General features: G+C 68.5%; 25 protein-coding genes. 13 read left to right on the top strand and 12 right to left on the bottom strand.

Annotated features, from left to right (window positions below; genetic code table 11):
• Positions 1-95: 95 nt before the first annotated feature.
• The gene (locus tag J2W23_RS18690) at positions 96-1,124 is read left to right on the top strand and encodes an SDR family oxidoreductase (protein WP_307649775.1); all 1,029 of its coding nucleotides are present in this window, start codon (positions 96-98) and stop codon (positions 1,122-1,124) included.
• A gap of 15 nt (positions 1,125-1,139) precedes the next feature.
• Here J2W23_RS18690 and J2W23_RS18685 read toward each other — a convergent pair whose 3' ends face one another.
• On the bottom strand, positions 1,140-3,113 hold the full coding sequence (locus tag J2W23_RS18685; RefSeq protein WP_307649774.1) for an alkyl/aryl-sulfatase: 1,974 nt from the start codon (positions 3,111-3,113) through the stop codon (positions 1,140-1,142).
• Positions 3,114-3,223: 110 nt separating this feature from the next.
• On the opposite strand from J2W23_RS18685, the gene J2W23_RS18680 reads away from it, so the two are divergent.
• The 3 genes from J2W23_RS18680 to J2W23_RS18670 are packed head-to-tail and all read left to right on the top strand — an operon-like array spanning position 3,224 to position 5,198.
• Positions 3,224-4,135 carry a LysR family transcriptional regulator gene (locus J2W23_RS18680; protein WP_307649773.1) on the top strand — a complete coding sequence of 304 codons (912 nt, stop codon included), beginning with the start codon at positions 3,224-3,226 and terminating at the stop codon, positions 4,133-4,135.
• Positions 4,136-4,176: 41 nt separating this feature from the next.
• Positions 4,177-4,686 carry a flavin reductase family protein gene (locus J2W23_RS18675; protein WP_013538620.1) on the top strand — a complete coding sequence of 170 codons (510 nt, stop codon included), beginning with the start codon at positions 4,177-4,179 and terminating at the stop codon, positions 4,684-4,686.
• Entirely contained in the window at positions 4,686-5,198 is a 513-nt protein-coding gene (locus J2W23_RS18670) for a BON domain-containing protein (protein ID WP_307649805.1), read from the top strand. Before J2W23_RS18675 ends, J2W23_RS18670 begins: the two co-directional genes overlap by 1 nt.
• Positions 5,199-5,219: 21 nt before the next feature.
• On the opposite strand, the gene J2W23_RS18665 is transcribed toward J2W23_RS18670, so the two are convergent.
• The 4 genes from J2W23_RS18665 to J2W23_RS18650 are packed head-to-tail and all read right to left on the bottom strand — an operon-like array spanning position 5,220 to position 8,911.
• A complete protein-coding gene (locus tag J2W23_RS18665) occupies positions 5,220-6,041 on the bottom strand; it encodes an ABC transporter permease (RefSeq protein ID WP_307649772.1) in 822 nt (273 codons plus the stop codon).
• A gap of 10 nt (positions 6,042-6,051) precedes the next feature.
• Positions 6,052-6,825, bottom strand: a complete 774-nt coding sequence (locus tag J2W23_RS18660) for an ABC transporter ATP-binding protein (RefSeq protein WP_176660989.1) — start codon at positions 6,823-6,825, stop codon at positions 6,052-6,054.
• Positions 6,822-7,784, bottom strand: a complete 963-nt coding sequence (locus tag J2W23_RS18655) for an ABC transporter substrate-binding protein (protein WP_176660990.1) — start codon at positions 7,782-7,784, stop codon at positions 6,822-6,824. Before J2W23_RS18655 ends, J2W23_RS18660 begins: the two co-directional genes overlap by 4 nt.
• Complete coding sequence (locus J2W23_RS18650; RefSeq protein WP_307649771.1) at positions 7,781-8,911, bottom strand: aryl-sulfate sulfotransferase; 1,131 nt, start codon at positions 8,909-8,911, stop codon at positions 7,781-7,783. Before J2W23_RS18650 ends, J2W23_RS18655 begins: the two co-directional genes overlap by 4 nt.
• A 113-nt stretch (positions 8,912-9,024) precedes the next feature.
• Here J2W23_RS18650 and J2W23_RS18645 point away from each other — a divergent pair, with 113 nt between their 5' ends.
• The 3 genes from J2W23_RS18645 (at position 9,025) to J2W23_RS18635 (ending at position 11,925) form a co-directional block, all read left to right on the top strand.
• Positions 9,025-9,978 carry a LysR family transcriptional regulator gene (locus tag J2W23_RS18645; RefSeq protein ID WP_307649770.1) on the top strand — a complete coding sequence of 318 codons (954 nt, stop codon included), beginning with the start codon at positions 9,025-9,027 and terminating at the stop codon, positions 9,976-9,978.
• A 97-nt stretch (positions 9,979-10,075) separates the two neighbouring features.
• Positions 10,076-10,984, top strand: coding sequence for a DMT family transporter (locus J2W23_RS18640; RefSeq protein WP_307649769.1), 909 nt, complete (start codon positions 10,076-10,078; stop codon positions 10,982-10,984).
• A complete protein-coding gene (locus J2W23_RS18635) occupies positions 10,981-11,925 on the top strand; it encodes a glutaminase (RefSeq protein ID WP_307649768.1) in 945 nt (314 codons plus the stop codon). Before J2W23_RS18640 ends, J2W23_RS18635 begins: the two co-directional genes overlap by 4 nt.
• A 93-nt stretch (positions 11,926-12,018) precedes the next feature.
• On the opposite strand, the gene J2W23_RS18630 is transcribed toward J2W23_RS18635, so the two are convergent.
• Positions 12,019-13,014, bottom strand: a complete 996-nt coding sequence (locus J2W23_RS18630; RefSeq protein WP_307649767.1) for an NAD-dependent epimerase/dehydratase family protein — start codon at positions 13,012-13,014, stop codon at positions 12,019-12,021.
• Positions 13,015-13,109: 95 nt separating this feature from the next.
• Here J2W23_RS18630 and J2W23_RS18625 point away from each other — a divergent pair, with 95 nt between their 5' ends.
• From J2W23_RS18625 to J2W23_RS18615, 3 genes are all read left to right on the top strand, one after another.
• Complete coding sequence (locus J2W23_RS18625; protein ID WP_307649766.1) at positions 13,110-14,054, top strand: LysR family transcriptional regulator; 945 nt, start codon at positions 13,110-13,112, stop codon at positions 14,052-14,054.
• Positions 14,051-14,542: a hypothetical protein gene (locus tag J2W23_RS18620; RefSeq protein ID WP_307649765.1), complete on the top strand. Its 492-nt coding sequence runs from the start codon at positions 14,051-14,053 to the stop codon at positions 14,540-14,542. Before J2W23_RS18625 ends, J2W23_RS18620 begins: the two co-directional genes overlap by 4 nt.
• A gap of 190 nt (positions 14,543-14,732) precedes the next feature.
• The gene (locus J2W23_RS18615) at positions 14,733-15,770 is read left to right on the top strand and encodes an aliphatic amidase (RefSeq protein ID WP_307649764.1); all 1,038 of its coding nucleotides are present in this window, start codon (positions 14,733-14,735) and stop codon (positions 15,768-15,770) included.
• Here J2W23_RS18615 and J2W23_RS18610 read toward each other — a convergent pair.
• Complete coding sequence (locus tag J2W23_RS18610; RefSeq protein WP_307649763.1) at positions 15,761-16,651, bottom strand: LysR family transcriptional regulator; 891 nt, start codon at positions 16,649-16,651, stop codon at positions 15,761-15,763. The genes J2W23_RS18615 and J2W23_RS18610 overlap by 10 nt on opposite strands.
• A 90-nt stretch (positions 16,652-16,741) precedes the next feature.
• Between J2W23_RS18610 and J2W23_RS18605 the strand changes: the two genes are divergently transcribed.
• Both J2W23_RS18605 and J2W23_RS18600 read left to right on the top strand, forming a co-directional pair.
• Positions 16,742-16,936: a DUF1127 domain-containing protein gene (locus J2W23_RS18605; protein ID WP_307649762.1), complete on the top strand. Its 195-nt coding sequence runs from the start codon at positions 16,742-16,744 to the stop codon at positions 16,934-16,936.
• A gap of 64 nt (positions 16,937-17,000) precedes the next feature.
• Positions 17,001-18,698, top strand: coding sequence for a hypothetical protein (locus J2W23_RS18600; RefSeq protein WP_307649761.1), 1,698 nt, complete (start codon positions 17,001-17,003; stop codon positions 18,696-18,698).
• Here J2W23_RS18600 and J2W23_RS18595 read toward each other — a convergent pair whose 3' ends face one another.
• From J2W23_RS18595 to J2W23_RS18585, 3 genes are all read right to left on the bottom strand, one after another.
• Positions 18,699-19,091 (bottom strand): RidA family protein, encoded by a 393-nt coding sequence (locus tag J2W23_RS18595; protein WP_307649760.1) that lies wholly within the window; start codon positions 19,089-19,091, stop codon positions 18,699-18,701.
• A 61-nt stretch (positions 19,092-19,152) separates the two neighbouring features.
• On the bottom strand, positions 19,153-19,740 hold the full coding sequence (locus J2W23_RS18590; RefSeq protein ID WP_307649759.1) for a uracil-DNA glycosylase family protein: 588 nt from the start codon (positions 19,738-19,740) through the stop codon (positions 19,153-19,155).
• Between the two features lie 16 nt (positions 19,741-19,756).
• Entirely contained in the window at positions 19,757-20,587 is an 831-nt protein-coding gene (locus tag J2W23_RS18585) for an isocitrate lyase/PEP mutase family protein (protein ID WP_176661003.1), read from the bottom strand.
• Between the two features lie 96 nt (positions 20,588-20,683).
• On the opposite strand from J2W23_RS18585, the gene J2W23_RS18580 reads away from it, so the two are divergent.
• Complete coding sequence (locus J2W23_RS18580) at positions 20,684-21,142, top strand: CopD family protein (RefSeq protein WP_176661004.1); 459 nt, start codon at positions 20,684-20,686, stop codon at positions 21,140-21,142.
• Between the two features lie 6 nt (positions 21,143-21,148).
• Here the strand turns inward: J2W23_RS18580 and J2W23_RS18575 are convergent, their stop codons facing one another.
• Both J2W23_RS18575 and J2W23_RS18570 read right to left on the bottom strand, forming a co-directional pair.
• Positions 21,149-21,745, bottom strand: coding sequence for a hypothetical protein (locus J2W23_RS18575; protein WP_307649757.1), 597 nt, complete (start codon positions 21,743-21,745; stop codon positions 21,149-21,151).
• 81 nt (positions 21,746-21,826) lie between these two features.
• Positions 21,827-22,207: a helicase SNF2 gene (locus J2W23_RS18570; protein WP_307649756.1), complete on the bottom strand. Its 381-nt coding sequence runs from the start codon at positions 22,205-22,207 to the stop codon at positions 21,827-21,829.
• Positions 22,208-22,410 lie beyond the last annotated feature (203 nt).

Here is a 22,410-nt window from a genome sequence, read left to right as displayed (position 1 = left end):
TATTGCGCAAGCAAAGCGTATTCCCACGCATTCACAGTCCGGCACTCTCGAAATATCGTTCCCCATCTCGAAAGACACCCGAACAAGGAACGGACATGGAACAGGCTTTGGTATTGGTCACCGGCGGCACCGGCTTCATCGCGCAGCACTGCATCCTCGCGCTGCTGGACCAAGGATTTCGCGTGCGCACGACAGTGCGGACGCTCTCGCGGGAAGCGGAGGTCCGCGAGCACCTCAAGACGGGCGGCGCCGAGCCGGGCGACCGGCTGTCCTTCGTGGTCGCGGACCTGAGCGCGGACGCGGGCTGGGCCGACGCCGCGAAGGGATGCACCTACGTGATCCACGGCGCATCGCCCACGCCGTCCGGCACCTACGCCACCGACGAAGACTGGGTCAGGCCGGCGGTCGACGGCAACCTGCGCGTCCTGCGCGCCGCGCGCGATGCCGGCGTCAAGCGCGTCGTCCTCACCTCGGCCTTCGGCGCGGTCGGCGTCGGCCATGGGCCGATGGACCGGCCCTTCAACGAGGAGGACTGGAGCAACCTCGCGGGCGATGTCGCGCCGTACCAGAAGTCGAAGACGCTGTCCGAACGGGCCGCGTGGGAGTTCGTCAGGAAGGAAGGCCGCGGCCTCGAGCTCGCGGCCGTCAATCCGACCGCGGTGCTCGGCCCGGCGCTCGGTGCCGACTTCTCGCACTCGATCCAGATCATCAAGGGAATGATGGACGGCCAGCCCGGATCGCCCAGGATCAACTCGGGCTTCATCGACGTGCGCGATGTCGCGGACCTGCACCTGCGGGCGATGACGCATCCGGCCGGCAACGGCGAGCGCTTCCTCGCGATTGCAGGCGAGAGCATGTGGCTCGCCGACGTGGCCAAGGTCCTGCGCGAGCGCATGGGCGCCGCGGCGGACAAGGTGTCGACGCGCGCCCTGCCGAACTGGCTGGTGCGGCTCGGCGCCAAGACCGATCGGCGCATGAAGGCCGTCGTGCCGATGCTCGGCGTCAACATGAACGCCACCAGCGAAAAGGCCCGGCGGCTGCTCGGATGGAACCCGCGATCGGCCGAGGAAGCGATCGTTGCGACGGCCGAGAGCCTGGTCAGGCTGAAGCTGCTGAAGGCGTGACCGCCGCGTCCTCTCCTATCGCGGCTCCACCACCGGGAACATCGGCTCGAAGGTATCGAGCATCGCCATCAGCTCGCCCAGCTTTGCGCGGTTGCCATCGATCTTCACCCTGCCCGACAGCACCGCCGCGGGAAAGCTCGTTTCCTTCAGCGTGATGGCATCGAGCGTGGCGCGGCTCAGCGTCACCGTGGCGTCGGCGCCGGGCTGCTGGCCGGCGATGTGGGTGAGCGCCGAGTTCTCCAGCGTCAGCACGAAGCGCTGGTTCGAATCGGTGAAGTTCCAGTTGATGACCATCGTCTTGCCCTCGGCCTTGGCCGCGTCGAGCCGCACGCCGAGGAAGTCGAAGAAGAGGTCGTTGCTCACCGCCTTGAGCGTGTCGGCGTTCGAGCTGCTGCCGCCCGGGATCTTCGGCACGCCGCCTCGCAACTCCATCGCGCCCACCAGGTAGGCGCTGCGCCAGGTGCCGGCCTCCGATTGGTAGCCCATCTGCTCGAGCGCATCGGCGCCGAGTTCGCGGGCCGCGCGGTTCGCAGGGTCGGCATAGACCACCTGGCTCATCGCGCTCGCGACCCAGCGGTACTCGCCCTTGGCGAAATCGCCGCGGGCGCGCGCGATCACCGCCTCGGCGCCGCCCATGTATTCCACGGTCTTCTTCGCCTGCTCCACCGGTGGCAGCGGGTTCAGGTTCGCGGGATTCGCGTCGTACCAGCCGAGGTACTTCTGGTAGACCGCCTTCGCGTTGTGCCGCAGCGTGCCGTAGTAGCCGCGCGTGGACCATTCCTGCTCCAGGCTCGCGGGCATGCGCAGCGTCTCGGCGATCTCGGCCGCGGTGTAGCCCTGGTTGAGCAGGCGCAGCGACTGGTCGTTGATGAACTTGTACATGTCGCGCTGCTTCTTCAGCAGGTCGGCGATGCGCTCGCGGCCGGTGGTGGGCCAGTGGTGCTGGGCGATCAGCACATCGGTGCGGTCGCCGAAGGCCACGCGCGCCTGGTCGATGTACTTGGCCCACAGGTTGCCGTCGCGCACTTCGGCACCGCGGATCGTGTAGAGGTTGTGCATGTTGTGCGTCACGTCCTCGGCCATGTTGAGCACACGGAACTGCGGCAGGTACATGAGCATTTCCGACGGCGCCTCGGAGCCCGGCACCAGCTGGAACACGAACTGCACGCCGTCGATGGTGCGCTCCTCCGTCACCTTTGCGATGGTCGAGGTGGGCGCGATCAGCGAGATCGTGCCGCGCGCGAGCGCCTTGCCCAACCCCGTATCGACCTGCCCGCGCACGCCCGGCGGGAGCAGCGAGCCGAACTGGTACTGCGAGCGCCGGCTCATCGCGTTGCCCGCGAGGATGTTCTCGGCCACCGCGGTTTCCATGAAGCCCGACGGCGCGATCACCTGCACCTTGCCCGCGGTGACGTCTTCCTGGCTCACCACGCCCTTCACGCCGCCGAAATGGTCGGCATGGCCGTGCGTGTAGATCACGGTGCCGACCGGTTTCCTCGGGCGGTGCTGGTAATACAGCGCCAGCGCGGCGCGTGCCGTCTCCGCAGCGAGCAGCGGGTCGATGACGATCAGCGAGGTGTCGCCTTCGACGATGGTCATGTTCGCGATGTCGAAGCCGCGCACCTGGTAGACGCGGTCGGTCACCTGGAAAAGGCCGTGGATCGCGTTGAGCTGCGCCTGCCGCCAGAGGCTCGGGTTGACGGTGTCGGCCGGCTCGCTGGCCTTCAGGAAGTCGTAGGGCTTCATGCTCCAGACCGGGCGCGGGCCGCTGCCGGGCACCAGCGCATCGGGCACGGTGCCGATGAAACCGCGCATCGCGTCGTCGAAGTCCTGCCGGTTGGCGAAGGGCAGCGTCTTCGCCATGTCGGCGTTGGCTTTCAGCGTGGCGGCCTCGGGCGGCTTGGACGCGATCTGCGCCGGGGCCTGTGCGCTGCCGAGCGTGCAGGCCAGCGCGACCAGGGCCACGGAGAAGGTGGAGGAAGGAGTCATCGATGTCTCTTTGTCTTCGGTGAAGCAGGAGGAACGAGGCGCGATTTTCCGAACCGCCCGAAGCAATTACAAATGCAAAATATGCTGTTCCTTTTTACGGAAAACGCAAAATGCAGCTGCGCCAGCTCCAGCACCTCGTCGCACTTGCCGAGCAAGGCAGCTTCGGCCGCGCAGCGCAGGCCGTGCATCTGTCGCAACCCGCGCTCTCGCGCAGCATCGACACCCTCGAAGACAACCTGCAGGCCCGCCTGGTCGACCGGGCCTACGGCACCGTGCGCTTCACGCAGGCGGGCGAACTGGTGCTCACCCGCGCCCGCGAGCTCCTGGCCGATGCGCAGCAGATCCAGCGCGACGTGCTTCAGCTCGAAGGCCTGGCCATCGGCAGCCTCGCCGTGGGGCTCGGCCCCTTCGCGGCCAGCACGCTCGGGCGCATGGCTCTGTCACTGATGGCGCAACGCCACCCGCAACTCCTCATGCGCATGGAGGTGGCCGACACCGTCACGCTCGGCGAACGCCTGCACCGGCGGCAGCTGGACCTGTTCATCGCCGACACGCGCGACCTGAAGAAGCAGCCCGGCCTGAAGCTCGCGCGCCTGCCCGACCTGCCGGTGTCGTTCTTCGTGCAGCCGAAGCACCCGCTGCGCCGACTGAAGCAGGTGACGCTGGAAAAGGCCATGGCCTATCCCATGGCCGGCCCCAACCTGCCCGCCGAAGTGGCTGCGCATTTCGACCGCCAGGTCCCGCGCGACGACCGCGGCGTGTTCACCGTCACCTGCGACGATGCGGGCGCGCTGCGCCACCTTGCCCTCACCGCCGACGCGGTGATCCTCGCGCCGCATGCGCCCGCCCTGAACACCGACACCGAAGCCCTCGTGCCCCTGCCGATCGCCGGCTTCGCCCGCATGCAGACGCACTACAGCCTGGTGACGCTCGCGGGCCGCACGCCCTCGGCCGCCGCCACCGTCTATACCCGCCTCGTGACAGAGTTGATGGGACCGCTCAAGCGGTCCGCCGGGGGCTGAGCCAAAATGGTCTCCCAGTCGACCATCGCCCAGCCTCTTTCGTGACCACTCCCCGCCGGGCCCAGCCGCCCACCTTTTCGCCCGACGAGTTCCGGGAAGCGCTCGGCATGTTCGCCACGGGCGTGACCATCGTCACCGCGTGCGCAGCCGACGGCACGCTGGTCGGCCTTACGGCCAATTCCTTCAATTCGGTCTCGCTCACGCCGCCGCTGGTGTTGTGGAGCCTGGCCCGCGCGGCGGGGTCGATGCCCGCGCTCAGCACCGGCTCGCACTACGCCGTCAATATCCTGGCCGCGAGCCAGAAGCAGCTGGCCGAGCGCTTCGCCACCAAGAACATCGACCGCTGGGCGGATGTGGAATTCACCCGCGGCATCGGCGGCGCGCCGGTGCTGGTCGGCGCCGCGGCGAGCTTCGAGTGCTTCAACCGCAGCCGCTACGACGAAGGCGACCATGTGATCTTCGTCGGCGAGGTCGAGCGCTGCACCCACGACGCAGGCGCCTCGCCGCTCTTGTTCCACGGCGGGCGTTTCTACACGGAACATCCCTTGTGATGCGCGCCGCTGCGCTCGTGCCCGTGCTGCTGCTGACCGCGCAGGCCGCGGCAGCGCAGCAACCGGCACAGGACGCCGCAGCGGGAGCACTCAAGCAGAACTGGTTCGACGACCCGTTCTTCCAGGTGTCCAGCGGCCTTGCGGCCTGCGCCGTGCCCGAGGGCCCGTTCTATACCGCCGAGGAACGGCGCATCCAGACCCACTCGCGGCTGGAGCGCGGCACCAGCTGCTGGCTCGCCGGCAAGTGCACCGACAGCAACGCCTATCGCTACGACAAGCCCCTCGCGCCCAAGGTGCGCGCCGCGCTGCTGGCCGTGCCGGGCGTGCGCAGCGGCAGCGTGTGGGTGATGGTCCAGCGCCGCTGGGTCTACCTGCAAGGCTGCGTGCCGAGCGCGGCACTGGCCAAGCGGCTCGAACGCGCCGCGCGCGCGGTGCCCGATGTGGAGACTGTCGTGCCCGACCTGATGATCGGCACGCGAGGCAAGCCGCCCTACCCGGTGGCCGCGAAGTAAGCGCGGCACGGCGCCCTTCTTTCAGTCCCCCTGTGCCGACTCGTGCCAGTGCCGCAGGAGCAGCCGGCCGATCGCGCTCACCACCAGGAAGAACACGAAGCCCAGCAGCGTCGCCGCAATCACCTCCGCGAACAGCAGCGCGGTGTACATGCGGCCCTGCGCGAACACGATCTGCACGCCGAGCCCGCCCTCGGCATTGCCCGAGCCGATGATGAATTCGCCCACGATGGCGCCGATCACCGACAGCCCCGCCGAGATGCGCAGCCCCGCGAAGATGTGCGGCAGCGCGCCGGGCAAGCGCAGCTTCCAGAACGACACCAGCCCGCTCGCGCGGTGCAGCGCGAACAGCTCCGCAAGATTTCGCGAGGTCGAGCGCAGGCCCAGCATCGTGTTGTTGATGATGGGGAACAGCGACATGATGAAGCTCACGATCACCACCGACAGTTCGTTGTAGCCGAACCAGAGCACGATGAGCGGCGCGATCGCCACCACCGGAACGGTCTGCAGCAGCACCGCGTACGGATACAGGCTGCGCTCCAGCAGCCGCGACTGGGCCATCACCGCCGCGCCCACGATGCCGAGCACGATGGCCAGCGCGTAGCCGAGCAGCGCCTCCTTCAGCGTGGAAAGCGTCGCCCCCACGAGCACCGCGGCGTTCTCGGCCGTGGCCGCCGCCACGTCCTGCGGCGACGGCAGTAGATAGCCCTTGCCCTGGTAGACGGTGGCGCTCAGCAGCCACCAGAAGCCGATGGCGAGCAGCGCGACCACCAGCACGGGAACGGCGTTGCGCGCGAAAGCCATGGCCGAAGATGAAGAAAGAGAAGAAGAAGCAGATCGGGTCATCGCCTTCCCCTCAAGCCGAGGCCTCTGCGCGATGTTGCCCGCGCAGCACCGCCGTCACCTGTCCCGTGAGCGCGGCAAAGCCCGCGCTGGCGCGCAGCTCGGGCTGGCGCGGGAATTCGAAAGGCACCTCGATCACGTCGAGAACGCGCCCCGGACGCGGCGACATCACCACCACGCGGTTCGACAGGTACACCGCCTCGTGCACGTTGTGCGTCACCAGCACGCCGGTGAAGCCGGCCTGCCGCCACAGCGACGACAGCTCCTCCTGCAGCACGTCGCGCGTGAGTTCGTCGACCGCCGCCAACGGCTCGTCGAGCAGCAGCAACCCGGGCCGCAGCGCCAGCGCACGGGCCAGCGACAGCCGCATGCGCATGCCGCCCGAGAGCTGGTGCGGGTAGGACTTCTCGAAGCCCGCGAGCCCCACCAGCGCCAGTGCCTCGGCGGCGCGCGCGCGGTAATCCGCGGGGGCGTGGCCTTCGAGTTCCATCAGCAGTTGCGCATTGCGCTCCACGGTGCGCCAGGGCAACAGCGCCGCCTCCTGGAACACGAAGGCGGTCGCGATGCCATCCGGCCGCGTGCAGCGTCCGGTGCTCGGCGCGACGAGCCCCGCCATGATGCGCAGCAGCGTCGACTTGCCACAGCCCGAGGGCCCGACGATGGAGACGAACTCACCCGGGCGAAGCGCCAGGTCGACCGTGCCCAGCGCCTGCAGGCCTTCGTCCCTGCCCGCACCGAAGCGCTTGGAAACGCCCTCCAGCCCGATGGCCACGCCCTGCCCGCTCATGGGTTGCAGCCCGGCACCAGCGTGCGGTCGTAGCCCTGCTTCGCGTCGAAGCCCGCCGGCAGGAAGTTCACGCTGCGCAACTGGCCCGCGAGCTCGCTCCAGCGCGCATCGGTCATGCAGCCGATGCGCCCGAGGTCGTGCGAGATCAGCGTCTCGATCATTTCCTTGTTGGCCGCGTCGTAGATCTCTGGCGCGATCTGCTTGTTCATGCCGGTGATCAGCGGCTTGAGCCCCGAGGGGTTGCGCACGTAGTTGGCCCAGCCCTTCTGCACCGCCGCGATGGTGGCCTTCACCAGCGCGGGGTTCTTGCGGATCAGCTCGTCGGTGGTGAAGAGCACGTTGTACGGCCGGTAGCCCAGCGAGGCCAGCGTGACCTGCTGCACCTGCACGCCGGCCGCGGCCATGCGCGCAGGCAGGAAGAGCGAGTAGCCCTGCTGCACCATTTTCGGGTCGTTGCGAAACAGGCTCAGGTCGCCGCTCACCGGGATCTCGCGCGTGCCCGTGAGCTTGTATTGCTTCTTCGTCCACTCCCAGTAGGCGTTGCCGATGTTCACCGCGAAGGTGCGGCCCTGCAGGTCGGCGATGGACTTCACGGCCGGATCGGCGTGGTAGACCAGCGTGTAGGGCACGTAGTCGAGGTGCGCGAACACCGCGCGCACCGGCGCGCCGCGCAGGCGGGCCAGCAGCACGTCGTCGGCGTTGCCGATGCCGAACTCGGCCTGGCCCGAGGCCACCTGCGGAATGGTCTGGATCTTCGGGCCACCCTGCAGCACGCTGATCTCGATGCCGGCCTCCTTGCCGAGCTTGTCTTGTTGCGCCTGCCAGTAGCCAGCCTGGTCGGGCTGGGCGAACCAGTTGCTGAGGATGCGCACGGGTTGGGGCGCATCGGCGGCCTGTGCCGCGAACGGCAGCGCCATGGCCAGCGGAAGCGCCAGACGGCGAAGAACGGAAGAAATCATGATGCGGACACCTTGAGCCAGGGAAGTTGCGCCGCGCTGTAGCGGAAGGTCTGGAACACGCTGTTCTGCCGGCCGGGCACGTACTTGCGCGCGGCCTCGTCGGGGTATTCGGCAAACCAGGGAATCACGTACTCCCACACCACCTCGCCGGCCGGCGTGACCTCGAACAGACGCCCCGTGGCCGACTCGGTGACGTGCGTGTTGCCGTTGGGCAGGCGCTGCGCGCTGCCCATGTAGGCGGTGTAGAAGGCGTTGACCAGCTCGTCCGCGTACTGCCACACGACCTCGTTGGAGGCCGGATCGATTTCGAGAACGCGCGAGAACGCCACATGCTTGCCGGTGCGGAAGTTGCCGTTGTCGAAAGCAAGAATATGGCCGTTGGCCAGCGCGACCGGCGCGTGCTGGTGCGACAGCACCGATGGCGGAATGTGCAGCTTCACGGCGCCCGTCGCCTTGTCGATGCCCACGATGCCCGAGGTGGTGCGCAGGCTCATCAGCACCAGCCCCTCGCGCGTCACGTCCAGGCCGTTCACCAGCGGCCAGTGGGTGCGGCCGAAGCCGGGGTGGATGGGGAAGTCTTCCGGCGCCAGGTGTTCCCAGGCCTTCCATTCCCACACGAGTTTTCCGTCGCGGTCGACCTCGCGGATCACGTCGCCATACATCGGCTCACCGGGGCCGTGGGCCGTGCCACCCGGTACTCGCTCGGCAAAACCGGGCGGCACCGGCGCGCAGCCGGCGTACAGCAGGTGGCCGTTGTCGAGCCAGCGGGCGTCGTGGTGGTGCGTCGGGTCCTGGAAGCGCCAGACGATCTCGCCTTCGGGCGTGGCCTCGTAGAAATCGCCGCCGTGCCACAGCGACCAGGCGCCATAGATCTCGGGCGAATCCGCGTGGTTGCCGTTGTAGCCGAGGTTGCCGTTCGGAAGGATCACGGCCGCGCGGCCCGGGCGCACCGGCATCTTCCATTGGTGCGCGACGCGGCCCTCGATGTCGATCAGGTAGACGTTGCCGTCGTCGGTCTGCGGCGCGATCAGGGTGTAGCCGCCGGCGCTCCGCGCCGGGTCGTGGGCGATCAAACCGGTGCCGCGGCGGCGCTGGGTGATCTGGTCGACGGTGGTGGTGGTGCTCACGGAACGAACCTCGGGAGATTGAAGAATGGCGCGAATGTAGGCCGCATCTCCCGTCCGGAAAATCTGTTTGTTTCGTACGGTGCGTATAGAAAATTCGTACACTTCGCGGCACCATGCGCGCCATCTCCCAGACCTTCCGCTGTTTCGACGAAGTGGCCCGCCGCGGCTCGGTGCGCAAGGCCGCCGAGGCGCTGCACCTCACGGCCGCCGCCGTGCACCAGCAGGTGCTCAACCTCGAGGAGCAGGTGGGCACGCCGCTGTTCGACCGGCTACCGCGCGGCATGCAGCTGACCACGGCGGGCGAGATCATGGTGGCGGCCGTGCGGCGCGGGCAGCGCGACTTCGACAACGCCATGGCCCAGGTAGAAGACCTGCGCTCGCTGCGCCGCGGGCACATCAACCTCGCGGTGTCGCATTCGTCGGCCGAGCAGCTGGTGCCCGAGGTCATCGAGGCGGCCATGAAGAACTACCCCGGCGTGACCTACAGCGTGCGGTCGGGCAGCGGCGAGAACATCCTGAAGTGGGTGGCCAACGGCGAATCGGACATCGGCTTCTGCCTGCGCCGCAAGCCGCCGCCCGGCGTGGAGGAAATCCGCGCGTTCCCGCAGCACCTGGGCCTGGTCACGCCGCCGGGCCATCCGCTGGCGGCGCTGGGCAAGCTGCCGCGGCTGCGCGACTGCCTGGACCATCCGCTGATCCTCATGACGCCCGACACCGAGCTGCGCGCGATGGTCGACCAGATCGATCACCGCGAGCACCGCAAGGTGCGCCCGCTGGTGGAGACCAGCTCGGTCGCGATGGTGCGCCGCCTGGTGGCCGGTGGCACGGGCATCGGCTTTCTCATTCCGGAGAACGTGGCCGAGGACGTGGAACGCGGCACGCTCGTGTGGACCGGGCTGGCCGACGCGGGCGCGCGCTCGTTCAGCTGCCTCTACCAGCGCGCGGGCCAGACCACGGCGGTGGCCATGGGCATGTTCCTGCAGTTCCTGGAGACCGCGCTGCTGGCGATCGAGCGGCGCTTCGAGCGGCAGGCGCCGCTGCCGGCGCTGGACGCCTTCGCGCAGTGACCCCACAAGGGCCAGGAAGTTGGCGCAGTACGATCATCGGATGAATTCGGCGGCAGTTCCGCCCTTACCGACCGTGATCGAATGTGACTGACCCCGAATGATCCAGCGCAAGACCCATCTCGACTCCCTCGCCATCGGCCTTCTCATCGCGTGCTGCGCGTTCTGGGGCCTCCAGCAGATCCTCATCAAGACGACCGTGACCGAAGTGCCGCCGATGTGGCAGGCCTCGATCCGCATGATCGGCGCCACCGTGCTGCTGTGGCTGTGGTGCGCCTCGCGCGGCGTGCCGCTGTTCAACCGCGACGGCACGCTGTGGCCCGGCCTGCTCGCCGGGGCGCTCTTCGCGGGCGAGTTCGCCGGCATCTACCTCGGCCTGCAGCACACCAGCGCCTCGCGGCTCACCGTGTTCCTGTACACCGCGCCGTTCTGGGTCTCGTTGCTGCTGCCGCGCTGGGTGCCCGCGGAACGCCTGCGCGGCTTCCAGTGGCTCGGGCTCTTCATCGCGTTCTCGGGCGTGGTGCTTGCGTTCAGCGAAGGCTTCAGCCACATGAGCTCGTCGCAACTCATCGGCGATGCGATGGGCCTCGCCGCCGGCATGCTCTGGGGCCTGACCACGCTGACGCTGCGCACCACCAAGCTCGCCACGGCCAGCGCGGAAAAAACGCTCTTCTACCAGGTGGCGGTAACCGCGGCGGTGTGCCCGCTGCTGTCGCTCGCGCTCGGCGAGACCTGGCGTTTCTCGTACTCGACCTGGGCCTGGACCTCGATCGGCCTGCAAACGGTGATCGGCGCGTTCGCGAGCTACCTCACCTGGATGTGGCTGCTGCGGCACTACCCGGCGACGCAGATGTCGTCCTTCACCTTTCTCACGCCGCTCTTCGCACTGGTGTTCGGCGTGGTGCTGCTGAAGGAGCCGCTGACGCTGCAGCTGATGGTGGCGCTCGCGGGCGTCGCACTCGGCATCGTGCTGGTGAACCGGCGCCCCGCGGCGCAGCGCACCGCATGAGCGCGGCCGTCATGAATTTCCAGCACGTCCTGGACGACATCGTCGCCACCCTGCGCCCGCAACTCGGCCAGGGCGGCACCGTGGCCAGCTACATCCCCGCGCTCGCCCGTGTCGATGCGCGGCAGTTCGGCATCGCGTTGCGCACCTGCGGTGGCGAAGAAGCGTACGCGGGCGACGGCGAAGTGCCGTTCTCGATCCAGAGCGTCTCCAAGCTCTTCACGCTGACGCTCGCGATGCAGCGCATGGGCGACACGCTGTGGGAGCGCATCGGACGCGAGCCCTCGGGCAACCCGTTCAACTCGCTGGTGCAGCTGGAAAACGAACAGGGCAAGCCGCGCAATCCGTTCATCAATGCGGGCGCAATTGCAGTGGCGGACCGGCTGGTGAGCCAGGCGGCAGCCAATGGCGGCAGTGCGAAAGCGGACATCCTCTCGCTGATGAGCGGCCTGTGCGGGGAGCCGATTGCGTTCGACGAAGAGGTGGCGAAGTCCGAAGCAGACACGGGCTTCCGGAATGTCGCGCTCGCGAACTTCATGAAGAGCTTCGGCAAGATCGACAACAACGTCGGCACGGTGCTCGACACCTACTTTCACCAATGCTCGCTGCGGATGAGTTGCCGCCAGCTCGCACGCGCCGCGGCGTTCCTGTGCCGCGACGGCGCGCATCCGATCGATGGCGAACCCGAGATCACCGGCGAGCGCCAGACGCGGCGCATCAACGCGCTGATGCTGACCTGCGGCACCTACGACGCCGCGGGCGACGTCGCGTTCTCCATCGGCCTGCCCTGCAAGAGCGGCGTGGGCGGCGGCATCGTGGCGGTCGTGCCCGACAAGCTCACGCTCTGCGTCTGGTCGCCGGCACTGGACAGCACCGGCAACTCGCTGCTCGGCATGAAGGCACTGGAGCTGTTCGTGACGCGCACGGGGCTCTCGGTCTTCTGACCGAAGCCGCGTTCCAGAAGCAGCAAGCCCGTTCACGCTGAGCCTGTCGAAGCGCCGCGCAAGCGCTTCGACAGGCTCAGCCCGAACGGTTGGTCAGGCGGCCACTGCTGCCGGCGCGGTGCCCAGGCACCCCATGCCTTCCAGCGAGGCCTCGACCGCTTCTTCCAGCGGCGTGTGCGGTTCGTGCCCGAGGAAGGCCACCAGCTTCGCGTTGTCCATGAGCACCGGGGTCTGCCACAGGTAGCGCATCTCGCGCATTTCGCGCAAGGTGGTGACGAAGGGCGAAGCCAGCATCAGCAGCCACCACGGGAAGGCCGTCACGCGCGGCGTGCTGCCCGTGCGGCGCGCCACCACGTGGCGGATGGCACCGCTCATCTGCGTGCCGTCGGTGTCGCGATGCCCGGCCATGTGGAAGCGCGCAAAGGGTTCGAGCCTGTCGCGCCGCGCCAGCAAGGCGACCATGGTGCGGGCGACGTCCGGCAGGTAGGACCACTGGTGGCCCACGCCAACGCGGCCGGGATAGCTCACCGCCTTGACCGGCAGCCCAGCCTTCACGAGCCCCTGCGAGAACCAGTTGTTGCCGGCCTTCGGGCCGAAGAAGTCGCCGGCACGCACGATCAGCACGCGGGCACCGTTGCGGCTGGCTGCTTCGAGGCGCTGCTCCAGTTCGACGCGGATGGCGCCCTTGCGGGTGGCGGGGTGCTGCGGTGCGTCTTCGCCGATCGTGCGGGAAAACGCGTCGGGGCCGTAGTTGTAGACCGTGCCGGGCAGCACGATGGTCGCGCCTTCGGCCTTTGCGGCGGCGATGGTGTTGTCGAGCATCGGCAGCACCAGCTGCGCCCAGTTGCGGTAGCCGGGCGGGTTGACCGCATGCACGATGACCGAACAGCCCTTCGCGGCGTCCATGACGGCCTGCCGGTCCATCGCATCGCCGCTGAGCCAGGTGATGCCGTCTTCTTGCAGCACGGGTTGCGTCATGCCGCGCCGGAGCGCCCGCACCGTCCATCCCGCCAGGCGGAGCTGCCGCGCCACTTCGCCGCCGATGCCGCCCGTCGCGCCGAGAACCAGAACCGTGTTGTCGTGTGCCATGAAATGCTCCAGGAACGTTGTCGATGGCTCGATTCTGGGTCGATGCTCGCTCCATTGGAATTGCCGAACATGAGCCAGCAGCTATACATTTGCGTATGACTTCGAACATCGGCTGGGAGCTCTACCGCTCGTTCCTCGGCGTCTTGCGGGAGGGCTCGCTCTCCGGCGCGGCGCGTGCGCTGGGCATCACCCAGCCGACGGTCGGCCGCCATGTCGCCGCGCTCGAATCGGCGCTCGGCGTGGTGCTGTTCACGCGTTCGCAGGTGGGGTTGATGCCCACCGAGGTGGCGCTCGCATTGGAGGGCCATGCCGAGGCGATGGAGAGCACCGCCGCCTCTCTGGAGCGCGCCGCGACCAGCCAGGGCGAAGGCGTGCGCGGCGTCGTGCGCATCTCCGCCAGCGAGGTGATCGGCGTCGAGGTGCTGCCGCCCATCGTCGCGCGGCTGCGCGAGGCGCATCCGGCCCTGAAGGTCGAGCTGGTGCTGACCAATCGCGTGCAGGACCTGCTGCGCCGCGAGGCCGACATCGCCGTGCGCATGGTCCGTCCGAAGCAGGAGCAACTGGTCGCGCGCCGCGTCGGGCAGATCGAGCTGGGTTTTCACGCGCGCAAGGACTACCTGGCCCGCCACGGCACGCCGCGCAAGCTGGACGACCTCGCGGCGCACGCCGTCATCGGCTACGACCAGCCCTCGGCGTTCGTGCGCAACGCAGGCAAGGCGCTCCCGGGCTACGGCCGCGACGCCTTCTCGCTGCGCACCGACAGCGACCTCGCGCAACTGGCGCTGATCCGCGCCGGTGCGGGCATCGGCATCTGCCAGGCCGGCCTCGCCCGGCGCGACGCCGCGCTGGTGCGCCTGATGCCGCGCGCCTTCTCGATGAAGCTGGAGACCTGGATCACGATGCACGAGGACCTGCGCAACAGCCCGCGCTGCCGCGCCGCCTTCGATGCGCTGGTCGACGGACTGCTGGCATACATCGGTCCACCCGTGCGAGGGACACAGGGGAAAATAGGCCGCGCACGAACACAAGCCTCCGAATGACCGAACCCACCGACACAGACAACCTCCCCCTCCAGGAAGCCCGCCTCTGGCGCGACGACCTCTGGACCGCCCGCGTGATCAAGAACGAGGAAGACGACGGCTGGGCCGTCGAGATGACCCGCCAGGGCGACCCCGAACCCGCGCTCGTCGGCCCCTGGACCATGGGCCGCGACAAGAAGAACCCCAAGCCGCTCGACGGCCCCGCCTTTTCCACGCTGGTGAAGACCGCCGCCGAAGTGATCCGCCGCCATGAGCAGCAGCTGCACGCCACGCTCAACAAGAGCGTGACCGTGACGGCGCGCGACGGCCGGCGCATTCGCGTGGCGCTGGCCATCGTGCCCGACGAGGACAACCCCTCGGCCACGCTGAGCGCGCACGACGACGAAGACGACAGCGAGTTGGCGAGCGTGAATGTCTCGCCGGCCTTCAAGCTCACCTCGGGCAGCGCCACCAGCTGGATCGAGGCCGACTTCGCCCGCCCGCGCTGAACGCGCGCCTGCCGCAACCCGCAATCAGCGAAATGACGTATGGGCAGCCCGCGGTGAGTTGAGAACAATCGGCTCCGACGACACGAACCTATTTCAAGACGCAAGACAGACAGGGCCCGAACCGGTTGAACACCGGCTCGGGCCTTTTTGTTTTTCTCAACCATCCCTTCAGGACTTCAGGAGCAGCGTCATGCGTCATGGTGATATTTCGAGCAGCAGCGATTGCGTCGGCGTCGCGGTCGTCAACTACAAGATGCCCCGCCTTCACACCAAGGCCGAGGTGCTGGACAACGCCCGCAAGATCGGCGAAATGCTGGTCGGCATGAAGCGCGGCCTGCCGGGCATGGACCTGGTGATCTTTCCCGAGTACTCCACGCACGGGATCATGTACGACGCCAAGGAGATGTACGACACCGCCGCCACCGTGCCCGGCGAGGAGACCGCGATCTTCGCGGACGCCTGTCGCCGCGCCAACGTGTGGGGCGTGTTCTCGCTCACCGGCGAGCGCCACGAGCAGCACCCGGACAAGGCGCCCTACAACACGCTGATCCTCATGAACAACGAGGGCGAGATCGTCCAGAAGTACCGAAAGATCATGCCGTGGGTGCCCATCGAGGGCTGGTACCCGGGCGACCGCACCTACGTGAGCGACGGCCCCAAGGGCATGAAGGTGAGCCTCATCGTCTGCGACGACGGCAACTACCCCGAGATCTGGCGCGACTGCACGATGCGCGGCGCCGAGCTCGTCATCCGCTGCCAGGGCTACATGTACCCGGCCAAGGAGCAGCAGATCCTGGTGTCCAAGGCCATGGCCTTCATGAACAACACTTACGTGGCGGTGGCCAACGCGGCGGGCTTCGACGGGGTGTATTCGTACTTCGGCCACTCCGCGCTCATCGGCTTCGACGGCCGCACGCTGGGCGAATGCGGCGAGGAGGAGATGGGCATCAACTACGCCGAGCTGTCGATGGGGCTCATCCGCGATGCGCGCAGGAACGGCCAGTCGCAGAACCACCTCTTCAAGCTCATGCACCGCGGCTACACCGGCGTCATCAACTCGGGCGACGGCGACAAGGGCGTGGCGGCTTGCCCCTTCGATTTCTACAAGCAGTGGATCAACGACCCCGAAGGCGCGCGCGAGCAGGTGGAGTCGTTCACCCGCCGCACGATCGGCACGGCCGAGTGTCCGATCGAGGGCCTTCCGAACGAAACCGGCAATCAGAGCTGACGGAACGTCGTCAGCACCTTCAGCACGCTCTGCGTCGCGCCATCGATCACGCCGGGCAAGCGGTGCGCGATGCCCAGGCGGCGCGTGAGCTTCGGGGTGATCGGCAGCACCTGCATGCGCTTGCCGGGTGCATCGTCGGCCGTGTGCTGCAGCGGCAGCAGTGCCGCGCCATAGCCAGCGGCGACGAGGCTCTGGATCGCCGCGTCGTAGTTGAGCTCGATGCGCGCGCGCGGCGCGAAGCCGGCCTCGGCGAACCACTCCATCGTGAGCCGGTACATGTGGGTGGTGGCGTCGTTGAAGATCAGCGGCTGCGCCGCGAGCCATGCGGGCGTCACGCGCTTCGGCGCTTTCCAGCGCTGCGGCACGAAGGCCATCATCGGCTGGTCGCGCCATGGCGTGACGACCAGATCGCGCACCGGAGGCTGCGGCATCGCGACCAGCCCGATGTCCAGCGTGCCGGCGGCCAGCCGCGCCATCGCCTCGGTCGAGCCGAGGATGCTCACTTCCACGTCGATGCCCGCATGCACCGTGCCCAGTGCCTCGAACACCTGCGGCAACAGGTCGACCACCACGCCGGTCGACGTGCCCAGCCGCACGCGGCCGGTGCGGCCTTCGGTCTGACGCTTGACGGCGTCGATGGCCTCGTCGGTGTCGCGCAGCAGCCTGCGTCCGCGCTCCACCAGCGCCACGCCGGCAGCCGTGGGCGTGACGGTGCGGCTGCCTCGCACCACCAGCTGCGCACCGAGGCGCGATTCGAGCTCGCTGATGTGCAGGCTCACCGTGGGTTGCGCCAGGTGCAGCGCCTTGGCCGCCGCGGAAAAGGTGCCGAGGTCCGCGATGGCGATGAGCGTTCGAAGTTGGTCGAGGTTGAGCTGTCGCATCAGGAATGCTGATTGTGGGGTTCAGGAATCTCAACTTCCACAATAGCACGCAGCGCCGGAAGATGACTGCTCCACACCAAGGAGCCCACCGTGACAGCGCCGAAGCCCTCGACCTTTCATCAACGCCTGTTGCATGCCCTGCACGACTGGCGCCGCCGCGCCGCACAGCGCCGCCGCAGTCGCGCCGATTCGCAGCACCTGGCCGGCATGAGCGACCACGACCTGCGCGACCTGGGCATCGGGCGCAGCGAGGTGCCGCAACTGATCGACCGCGACAGGTACTGAAGGAAGCGAAGAAGCGACATTGGCCTTCAGCCTTCGCCCCGGAATTTGAGGTTCAATCCGGGGCGTGCCCCAACTCAAGACGCCCGCCCCGCTCTCCCTCGAACTCACCTCGCCGCAGTCGGTCAACGGCAAGCGCGCGGCCTTCCAGTCGCTCTGGCTGCTGGTGCGCATGCAGCATGCGCACGATGCCGAAAGCGGCCTGGTGCGGCTGGCCGACCTGCGCGGCGAAGTCTCCGATGCGAGCACGCTGCGCATGGTCGTGAGCCGCGCGTTTCGCGACTTCAAGGCCTGGAACATCGAGGTCGGCTGGGGCGAAGACACGCAGCGCGAGCCCCGCTTCCTGAACGCCGAGCGGCGCAGCCAGGGGCCGTTCTGGCTGCCGGCCGCCGAGGCGAAGCGCGTGCGCATGCTGGTGGGCGGGCGCGCGGCCACGGCCGCTGAAGTGGCCTCCTTCCTCGGCCTGCGCGCGCGCAAGCGCCGCGCGGCGGAACCCGGCGCCCCGCCGCCCGATGCGGTGCACCTGCAGGACGCGGCCTTCTGGAAGCAGCTGGTCGCGTCGCGACAGGCCGCGCGGCAGGGCCGGCTCATGACGCCCGTGGCGTCCGTGGCGTCCGTGGTTGGGGGCAACGCGACCGGGCTGCCGACCAGCGCGCTGGAGTCGATCCGCCTGGCCGGCACGCTGGCCGCCACCGACTTCCAGCGCGCGCTGGTCACGCTCAACGAGGCGATGCTGTGGCGCCGGCTCGGCGACAACGAGCAGGCGCGCCGGCGGCTGCAGGCGCTCAAGAAGCAGCGCCTTGCCCATCACGTGGCGGGCAACGACTACCTGGGCTCGATGGAATGCATCGTCTCGGCGTGGTGCGCCTACACCGCGCGCGACCTGCCGCTTGCGCAGTCGCTCTTGAGCGGCATGGCCGAGGACGCCGCGCGCGGGCTGGTGCTGCGGCATCACCCCGATGTGCGCTTCGAGTGGTGCAACCTCTGGGCGCTGGTGTGCCGCTCGCGCGCACTCGGTCTTTCCGCCGACGACAAGCCGGCTGCCGCTGCACTTGCCGAAGAGTCGCTCCAGCGCTTCGGCGAGGCGCTGGCCGCCGCCTTCGAGTCGCATTCGTTCGACGCCGCGCAGCACGTGGCCGCCAACATGGGCATGGCCGCGTGGCTGTTCGACCGCGTCGGGCTCTCCGACCTTCCCGCGCTCGCGCACGACGGCCACGCCGACACCACGCGCCGCGCGGTGCAGTGGATCGCCTTCAGCGAATGGCTCTGCGGCCACACCGACGGCCAAGGGCGCTCGGCATGGAATGCGATCTACCTGATGCGCATCGCGCGCGGCCATTGCCGGCCCGACAAGCAACCCACCCTCGCGCAGTTCCGCGCGCAGAAACCGCTGGACCCGGCAGCGATCTCCACGCTCGCGGGGCCGCTGGCCGATGCCTTCGATGCCACGCACTGGCCCGCGCGCTGGGTCGACGTGGCGCAGGCGCGGCTGACCGATCACCAGGCCGGGCGACGACGCTACCCGGGCCTGCAGCACTGCAGCCTGCTGTTCGAGCACGCCTGGTATGCCGCGCATGCGGGCGAGCTGCAAGCCGCCGAACAATCGCTGGGGTTTCTGCGAGAGGCGCTGCCGCAACTGGTGCCGAGCGACCGCGCCTACTTCACCGAATCGTGGAACGACACGCTGCCCGCCGAGCTGGTGCTCGAGGCGAAACCGCCGCGGCGGCCTGGCGCCCGCAAGAAGGCCGCGCACCCTGCCCGCTGATCAGCAGGCAGCGATGCAGTCGATCTCGATGTCGAACGGCCCGAACCACGCGGGCACGCAGACGAAGATGCGCGCGGGCGGGTCCTTCGGAAAGTAGCGCGCATAGATCGCATTGACCGCTGTGAACTTCTCGACCGATGTGCAATAGACGTTGCACTTGAGCACGTTGTCGAGCGAAGAGCCGGCCGTCTCCAGACAGAGCTTCAACTGGTCGAGCACGATCTCGGTCTGCCGCTCGATCGGCGCGTCGACCGGCCGGCCGGTGGCGGGGTCGAGCGGCGGCAGGCCCGACACGTAGACCGTATCGCCATGCCGCGTAACGACCGAGGCGGGCGCCTTCAGGTATTCCAGGTAGGTCGACAGGGGCTCGACACGGATGACTTCTTTCTTCATGAACGCGGCTTTCTGCAAAGGATGCGTTCGATGATGCCGGCCCGGGCACCGCCTCGCTTCGCTATGGAACGAAGGATGGCGTGAGCGCCCGCCGCACACGCTCGCGCAGCACCGGCAGCACATCGCTCTCGAACCACGGGTGATGCTTGAACCAGCCGGTGTTGCGCGGCGACGGATGCGGCAGCGGGATGAAGCGCGGCGCGTACGCCGCAAAGGCCTCGACGGTTTCGGTCACGCCGGCCTTGCGCGCCGCGCCCAGAAAGTGGCGCTGCGCGTACTGGCCGATCAGCAGCGTGAGCTCGACCTGCTTCATCTCCGCGAGCAGGCGCGCTTGCCAGAGTTCGGCGCACTCCCTGCGTGGCGGCAGGTCGCCGCTCGTGCCGCGACCGGGATAGCAGAAACCCATCGGCATGAGCGCGACGCGCGTGGCGTCGTAGAACACCTCGCGGTCGATGCCGAGCCAGCGGCGCAATTGCTCGCCGCTCTTGTCGTTCCACGGCACGCCGGTGGTGTGCACCGTCATGCTCGGCGCCTGGCCGACGAGCAGCAGGCGCGCCGTGGCGCTGGCCTGCACGACGGGATGCGGCCCGAGCGGCAGGTGCGCGGCGCAGGCACGGCAATCGCGGACTTCCGCCAGCAGCACGTCCATGGCGCCGCGCGGCCCGCTAACTGGAGAAACGGCCGAAGAACCCATTGAGATCCGCACCCGCGGCGGCCCCCTCGAAGCCGTCGAAGCGTCCGTGTTCGGCGAGCGCGCGCGCGGCACGATCGAAGCCGCCCCACGCCGCGCGTGCCAGCGCGCCGCCCACGCTGACGCGGCGCACGCCGAGATCGGCGATGTCCTTCATCGTGAGTTCGCTCACTCCGCCGACCAGGAGGTTGACAGGCTTCGGCGCCACGGCCGCGACCACGGCGGCGATCTGCTCGCGCGTCTTGATGCCGGGCGCATAGAGGCAGTCGGCCCCAGCCTCCGCATAGGCCCTGAGCCGCGCGATGGCGTCGTCCAGATCGGGCCGGCCCGCGAAGAAATTCTCGGCGCGGCCCACGAGCAAGGTGTCGCCGCCCGCAGCATCGATGGCCTTCCGTGCGGCGCGAAGACGCTCGACCGCAACATCGATGGGAAAGAGCGGATGCGCCGCATCGCCCGTCGAGTCCTCGATCGACAGGCCCGCCACGCCGGTCTCGACCGCGAGCCGCACGCTCTCGGCCACGCCTTGCGCGTCGGATGCGAAACCGTTCTCGAAGTCGGCGTTCACCGGCAGGTCGGTCGCCGCCACGATGTCGCGCAGGTGCGCGAGCACGGCATCGCGCGATTGCGCCCCGTCGGCAAAGCCCTGCGACCACGCATGGCCCGAGCTCGTGGTGGCCAGCGCCTTGAAGCCCAGGCCCTGCAGGTAGCGCGCGCTGCCCGTGTCCCAGGGGTTGGGGATGACGAAGCAGCCTTGTTCGTGGAGCGTGCGGAAGTCGGCGCGTTTCTGGGCGATGGTGCGGGTCATGGGGCCTCGTCTTTCCTGCTTTGTGCGGAGGATGGGTTTTAACGCAACCGCGCGGATGTTGCGCGCCTGCGCCCTTCGGTGTTCTGATCGGCCCCCATGCCCTACGCCATCCTGCTTTTCCTTCACCTCCTCGCTGCCGCCTTCTGGGTCGGCGGCATGGCCACGATGCATTTCGCGGTGCGCCCCGCCGCCGTCGCCACGCTGGAGCCTCCGCTGCGCTTGCGCACGATGGCCGCGGCGCTGCGGCGCTTCTTCATTGGCGTGGACGCGTCGGTGACGCTGCTGTTCGTGAGCGGCGTGTCGATGATCCTGCTGGCGGGCGGTTTTCGCGGCGTGCACTGGCGCATCGAGGCGATGATGAGCATCGCCATCGTGATGGCCGGCATCTATGTGTACATCCGCGCCTCGGTGTTCAAGGCGCTGCGCCGTGCGGTCGACGAGAGCGCGTGGCCGGTGGCGGCCGCGCGGCTGAACACGGTGCGCAAGCTGGTGAGCCTGAATCTTGCGCTTGGCGTGGTGGTGTTCGCCGTTGCGACCATCGGGCGCGCGGGCTAGCGCCTGTCAGCGCTTGCTGGAAGCGCTGGCCAATTCGCCGAGCAGGGCACCGTCGACCGGCTTCTGCAGCCACTTGGCGATGTCTTCGCCCAGCGCATAGGTCACGACGCCGACCATGCTGCAGGTGCTGCGCGGCATGCCGAAGTAGATGAACATCTGGCGCTCGGCGGTGAAGCGCGCGGGCGCCTCGCCCTTGCGCTCGAGCGTGCCGCGCAGCTGCACGATCTTCGGGCCGCCGTAGAGGCCGCCTGCGTTGGCCAGCAGGTCGGTGATCTCGACCTTGAGAACCGGCGCGCCCTCGGCGCTTGCGGCCATCGGTGGCGCAAGAAGGTATTCGTAAGGTTCGAGCAACTGGTCCTGCACGGCCTGCTTGAGCGAAGCAGGGACGTCGCACGCGTCGTCTTCCTTTTTCAGCTGGATGCCCTTGGCGGTGGCGCCATAGGTGACGGCGGGCATGACCACGCTGTTGCGCGCAGTGGCTTCAGGCGGTGGGGGCTCGGGAGGCGCTGGCTGGCGCGTGCCGCAGGCGGCGAGCAGTGCGGCAGTGCCCGCTGCAAAGGAAAGCCGCGCGGCAATGCGCGCGGCGAACAGGTGTCTGGTCATCGGTGATCTCCCTCGTGAATCGGACGCGCCTCTGGGGACGCGCGTCCGATTCTGCACGGAGACACAACGTTGCCAATTGACTTACAGCCCGAGCGTGTCGATGCCGTGCGCCACGGCCACGGCCTGGGCGCGAACAGTGGCGCGGTCCAGCGGGCTCGACAGGCGGGGCACGGTGCCGGCCGATGCGGCTTCGGCGTACAGGTCGCCGGCACGGGCGGCAGCCACGGCCTGCGTGCGCACCGTGGCGCGATCGGTGGCGCTCGCGATGGCGACGGGCACGCCGCTCGATGCGCCTTCGGCGTACGGGTCGGCGCTGTGGGCTGCAACGACTGCATCGGCACGCACGGCGGCGCGGCTGGCGGTCGACTGGAACTGCAGCACGCCCTGGTATTCCTCGGCGCTGGCGCCAGCGGCGAAAGCGGAGAGAACAGCGGCGGCGAGGAGGAGCTTGGTGGTCTTCATGGCGGTATCTTTCAAAAATAAGTTGATTGAGTCAGTGATCTATCGGGACATTCATCGCTACGTCGGGGTGCCGTGTGGCGATGAATGAATTACATCGGCGGGCTGTATCTGCGATGTGTCGAGATCCGGGCCGTTTTGCATGCGCGTGTGTGCGCTTCGCCGGCTGGACACAGTGGCGTACAAATCGGCCCTCGCGGGCCGCG

Origin of the sequence: Variovorax boronicumulans (assembly GCF_030812215.1) — a bacterium.
GTDB classification, from domain to species: Bacteria; Pseudomonadota; Gammaproteobacteria; order Burkholderiales; family Burkholderiaceae_C; genus Variovorax; species Variovorax boronicumulans_C.
This window is presented reverse-complemented; position numbering and strand designations above follow the sequence as displayed.

What these genes read in the sequence shown, in the direction of transcription:
- J2W23_RS18660 (WP_176660989.1), bottom strand. Translation starts at nt 6,825, where the DNA reads ATGAGCGGGCAGGGCGTGGCCATCGGGCTGGAGGGCGTTTCCAAGCGC.
- J2W23_RS18630 (WP_307649767.1), bottom strand. Translation starts at nt 13,014, where the DNA reads ATGGCACACGACAACACGGTTCTGGTTCTCGGCGCGACGGGCGGCATC.
- J2W23_RS18640 (WP_307649769.1), top strand. Translation starts at nt 10,076, where the DNA reads ATGATCCAGCGCAAGACCCATCTCGACTCCCTCGCCATCGGCCTTCTC.
- J2W23_RS18665 (WP_307649772.1), bottom strand. Translation starts at nt 6,041, where the DNA reads ATGACCCGATCTGCTTCTTCTTCTCTTTCTTCATCTTCGGCCATGGCT.
- J2W23_RS18590 (WP_307649759.1), bottom strand. Translation starts at nt 19,740, where the DNA reads ATGGACGTGCTGCTGGCGGAAGTCCGCGATTGCCGTGCCTGCGCCGCG.
- J2W23_RS18635 (WP_307649768.1), top strand. Translation starts at nt 10,981, where the DNA reads ATGAGCGCGGCCGTCATGAATTTCCAGCACGTCCTGGACGACATCGTC.
- J2W23_RS18585 (WP_176661003.1), bottom strand. Translation starts at nt 20,587, where the DNA reads ATGACCCGCACCATCGCCCAGAAACGCGCCGACTTCCGCACGCTCCAC.
- J2W23_RS18670 (WP_307649805.1), top strand. Translation starts at nt 4,686, where the DNA reads ATGCGCGCCGCTGCGCTCGTGCCCGTGCTGCTGCTGACCGCGCAGGCC.
- J2W23_RS18575 (WP_307649757.1), bottom strand. Translation starts at nt 21,745, where the DNA reads ATGACCAGACACCTGTTCGCCGCGCGCATTGCCGCGCGGCTTTCCTTT.
- J2W23_RS18610 (WP_307649763.1), bottom strand. Translation starts at nt 16,651, where the DNA reads ATGCGACAGCTCAACCTCGACCAACTTCGAACGCTCATCGCCATCGCG.
- J2W23_RS18645 (WP_307649770.1), top strand. Translation starts at nt 9,025, where the DNA reads ATGCGCGCCATCTCCCAGACCTTCCGCTGTTTCGACGAAGTGGCCCGC.
- J2W23_RS18570 (WP_307649756.1), bottom strand. Translation starts at nt 22,207, where the DNA reads ATGAAGACCACCAAGCTCCTCCTCGCCGCCGCTGTTCTCTCCGCTTTC.
- J2W23_RS18625 (WP_307649766.1), top strand. Translation starts at nt 13,110, where the DNA reads ATGACTTCGAACATCGGCTGGGAGCTCTACCGCTCGTTCCTCGGCGTC.
- J2W23_RS18655 (WP_176660990.1), bottom strand. Translation starts at nt 7,784, where the DNA reads ATGATTTCTTCCGTTCTTCGCCGTCTGGCGCTTCCGCTGGCCATGGCG.
- J2W23_RS18595 (WP_307649760.1), bottom strand. Translation starts at nt 19,091, where the DNA reads ATGAAGAAAGAAGTCATCCGTGTCGAGCCCCTGTCGACCTACCTGGAA.
- J2W23_RS18620 (WP_307649765.1), top strand. Translation starts at nt 14,051, where the DNA reads ATGACCGAACCCACCGACACAGACAACCTCCCCCTCCAGGAAGCCCGC.
- J2W23_RS18685 (WP_307649774.1), bottom strand. Translation starts at nt 3,113, where the DNA reads ATGACTCCTTCCTCCACCTTCTCCGTGGCCCTGGTCGCGCTGGCCTGC.
- J2W23_RS18680 (WP_307649773.1), top strand. Translation starts at nt 3,224, where the DNA reads ATGCAGCTGCGCCAGCTCCAGCACCTCGTCGCACTTGCCGAGCAAGGC.
- J2W23_RS18580 (WP_176661004.1), top strand. Translation starts at nt 20,684, where the DNA reads ATGCCCTACGCCATCCTGCTTTTCCTTCACCTCCTCGCTGCCGCCTTC.
- J2W23_RS18690 (WP_307649775.1), top strand. Translation starts at nt 96, where the DNA reads ATGGAACAGGCTTTGGTATTGGTCACCGGCGGCACCGGCTTCATCGCG.
- J2W23_RS18615 (WP_307649764.1), top strand. Translation starts at nt 14,733, where the DNA reads ATGCGTCATGGTGATATTTCGAGCAGCAGCGATTGCGTCGGCGTCGCG.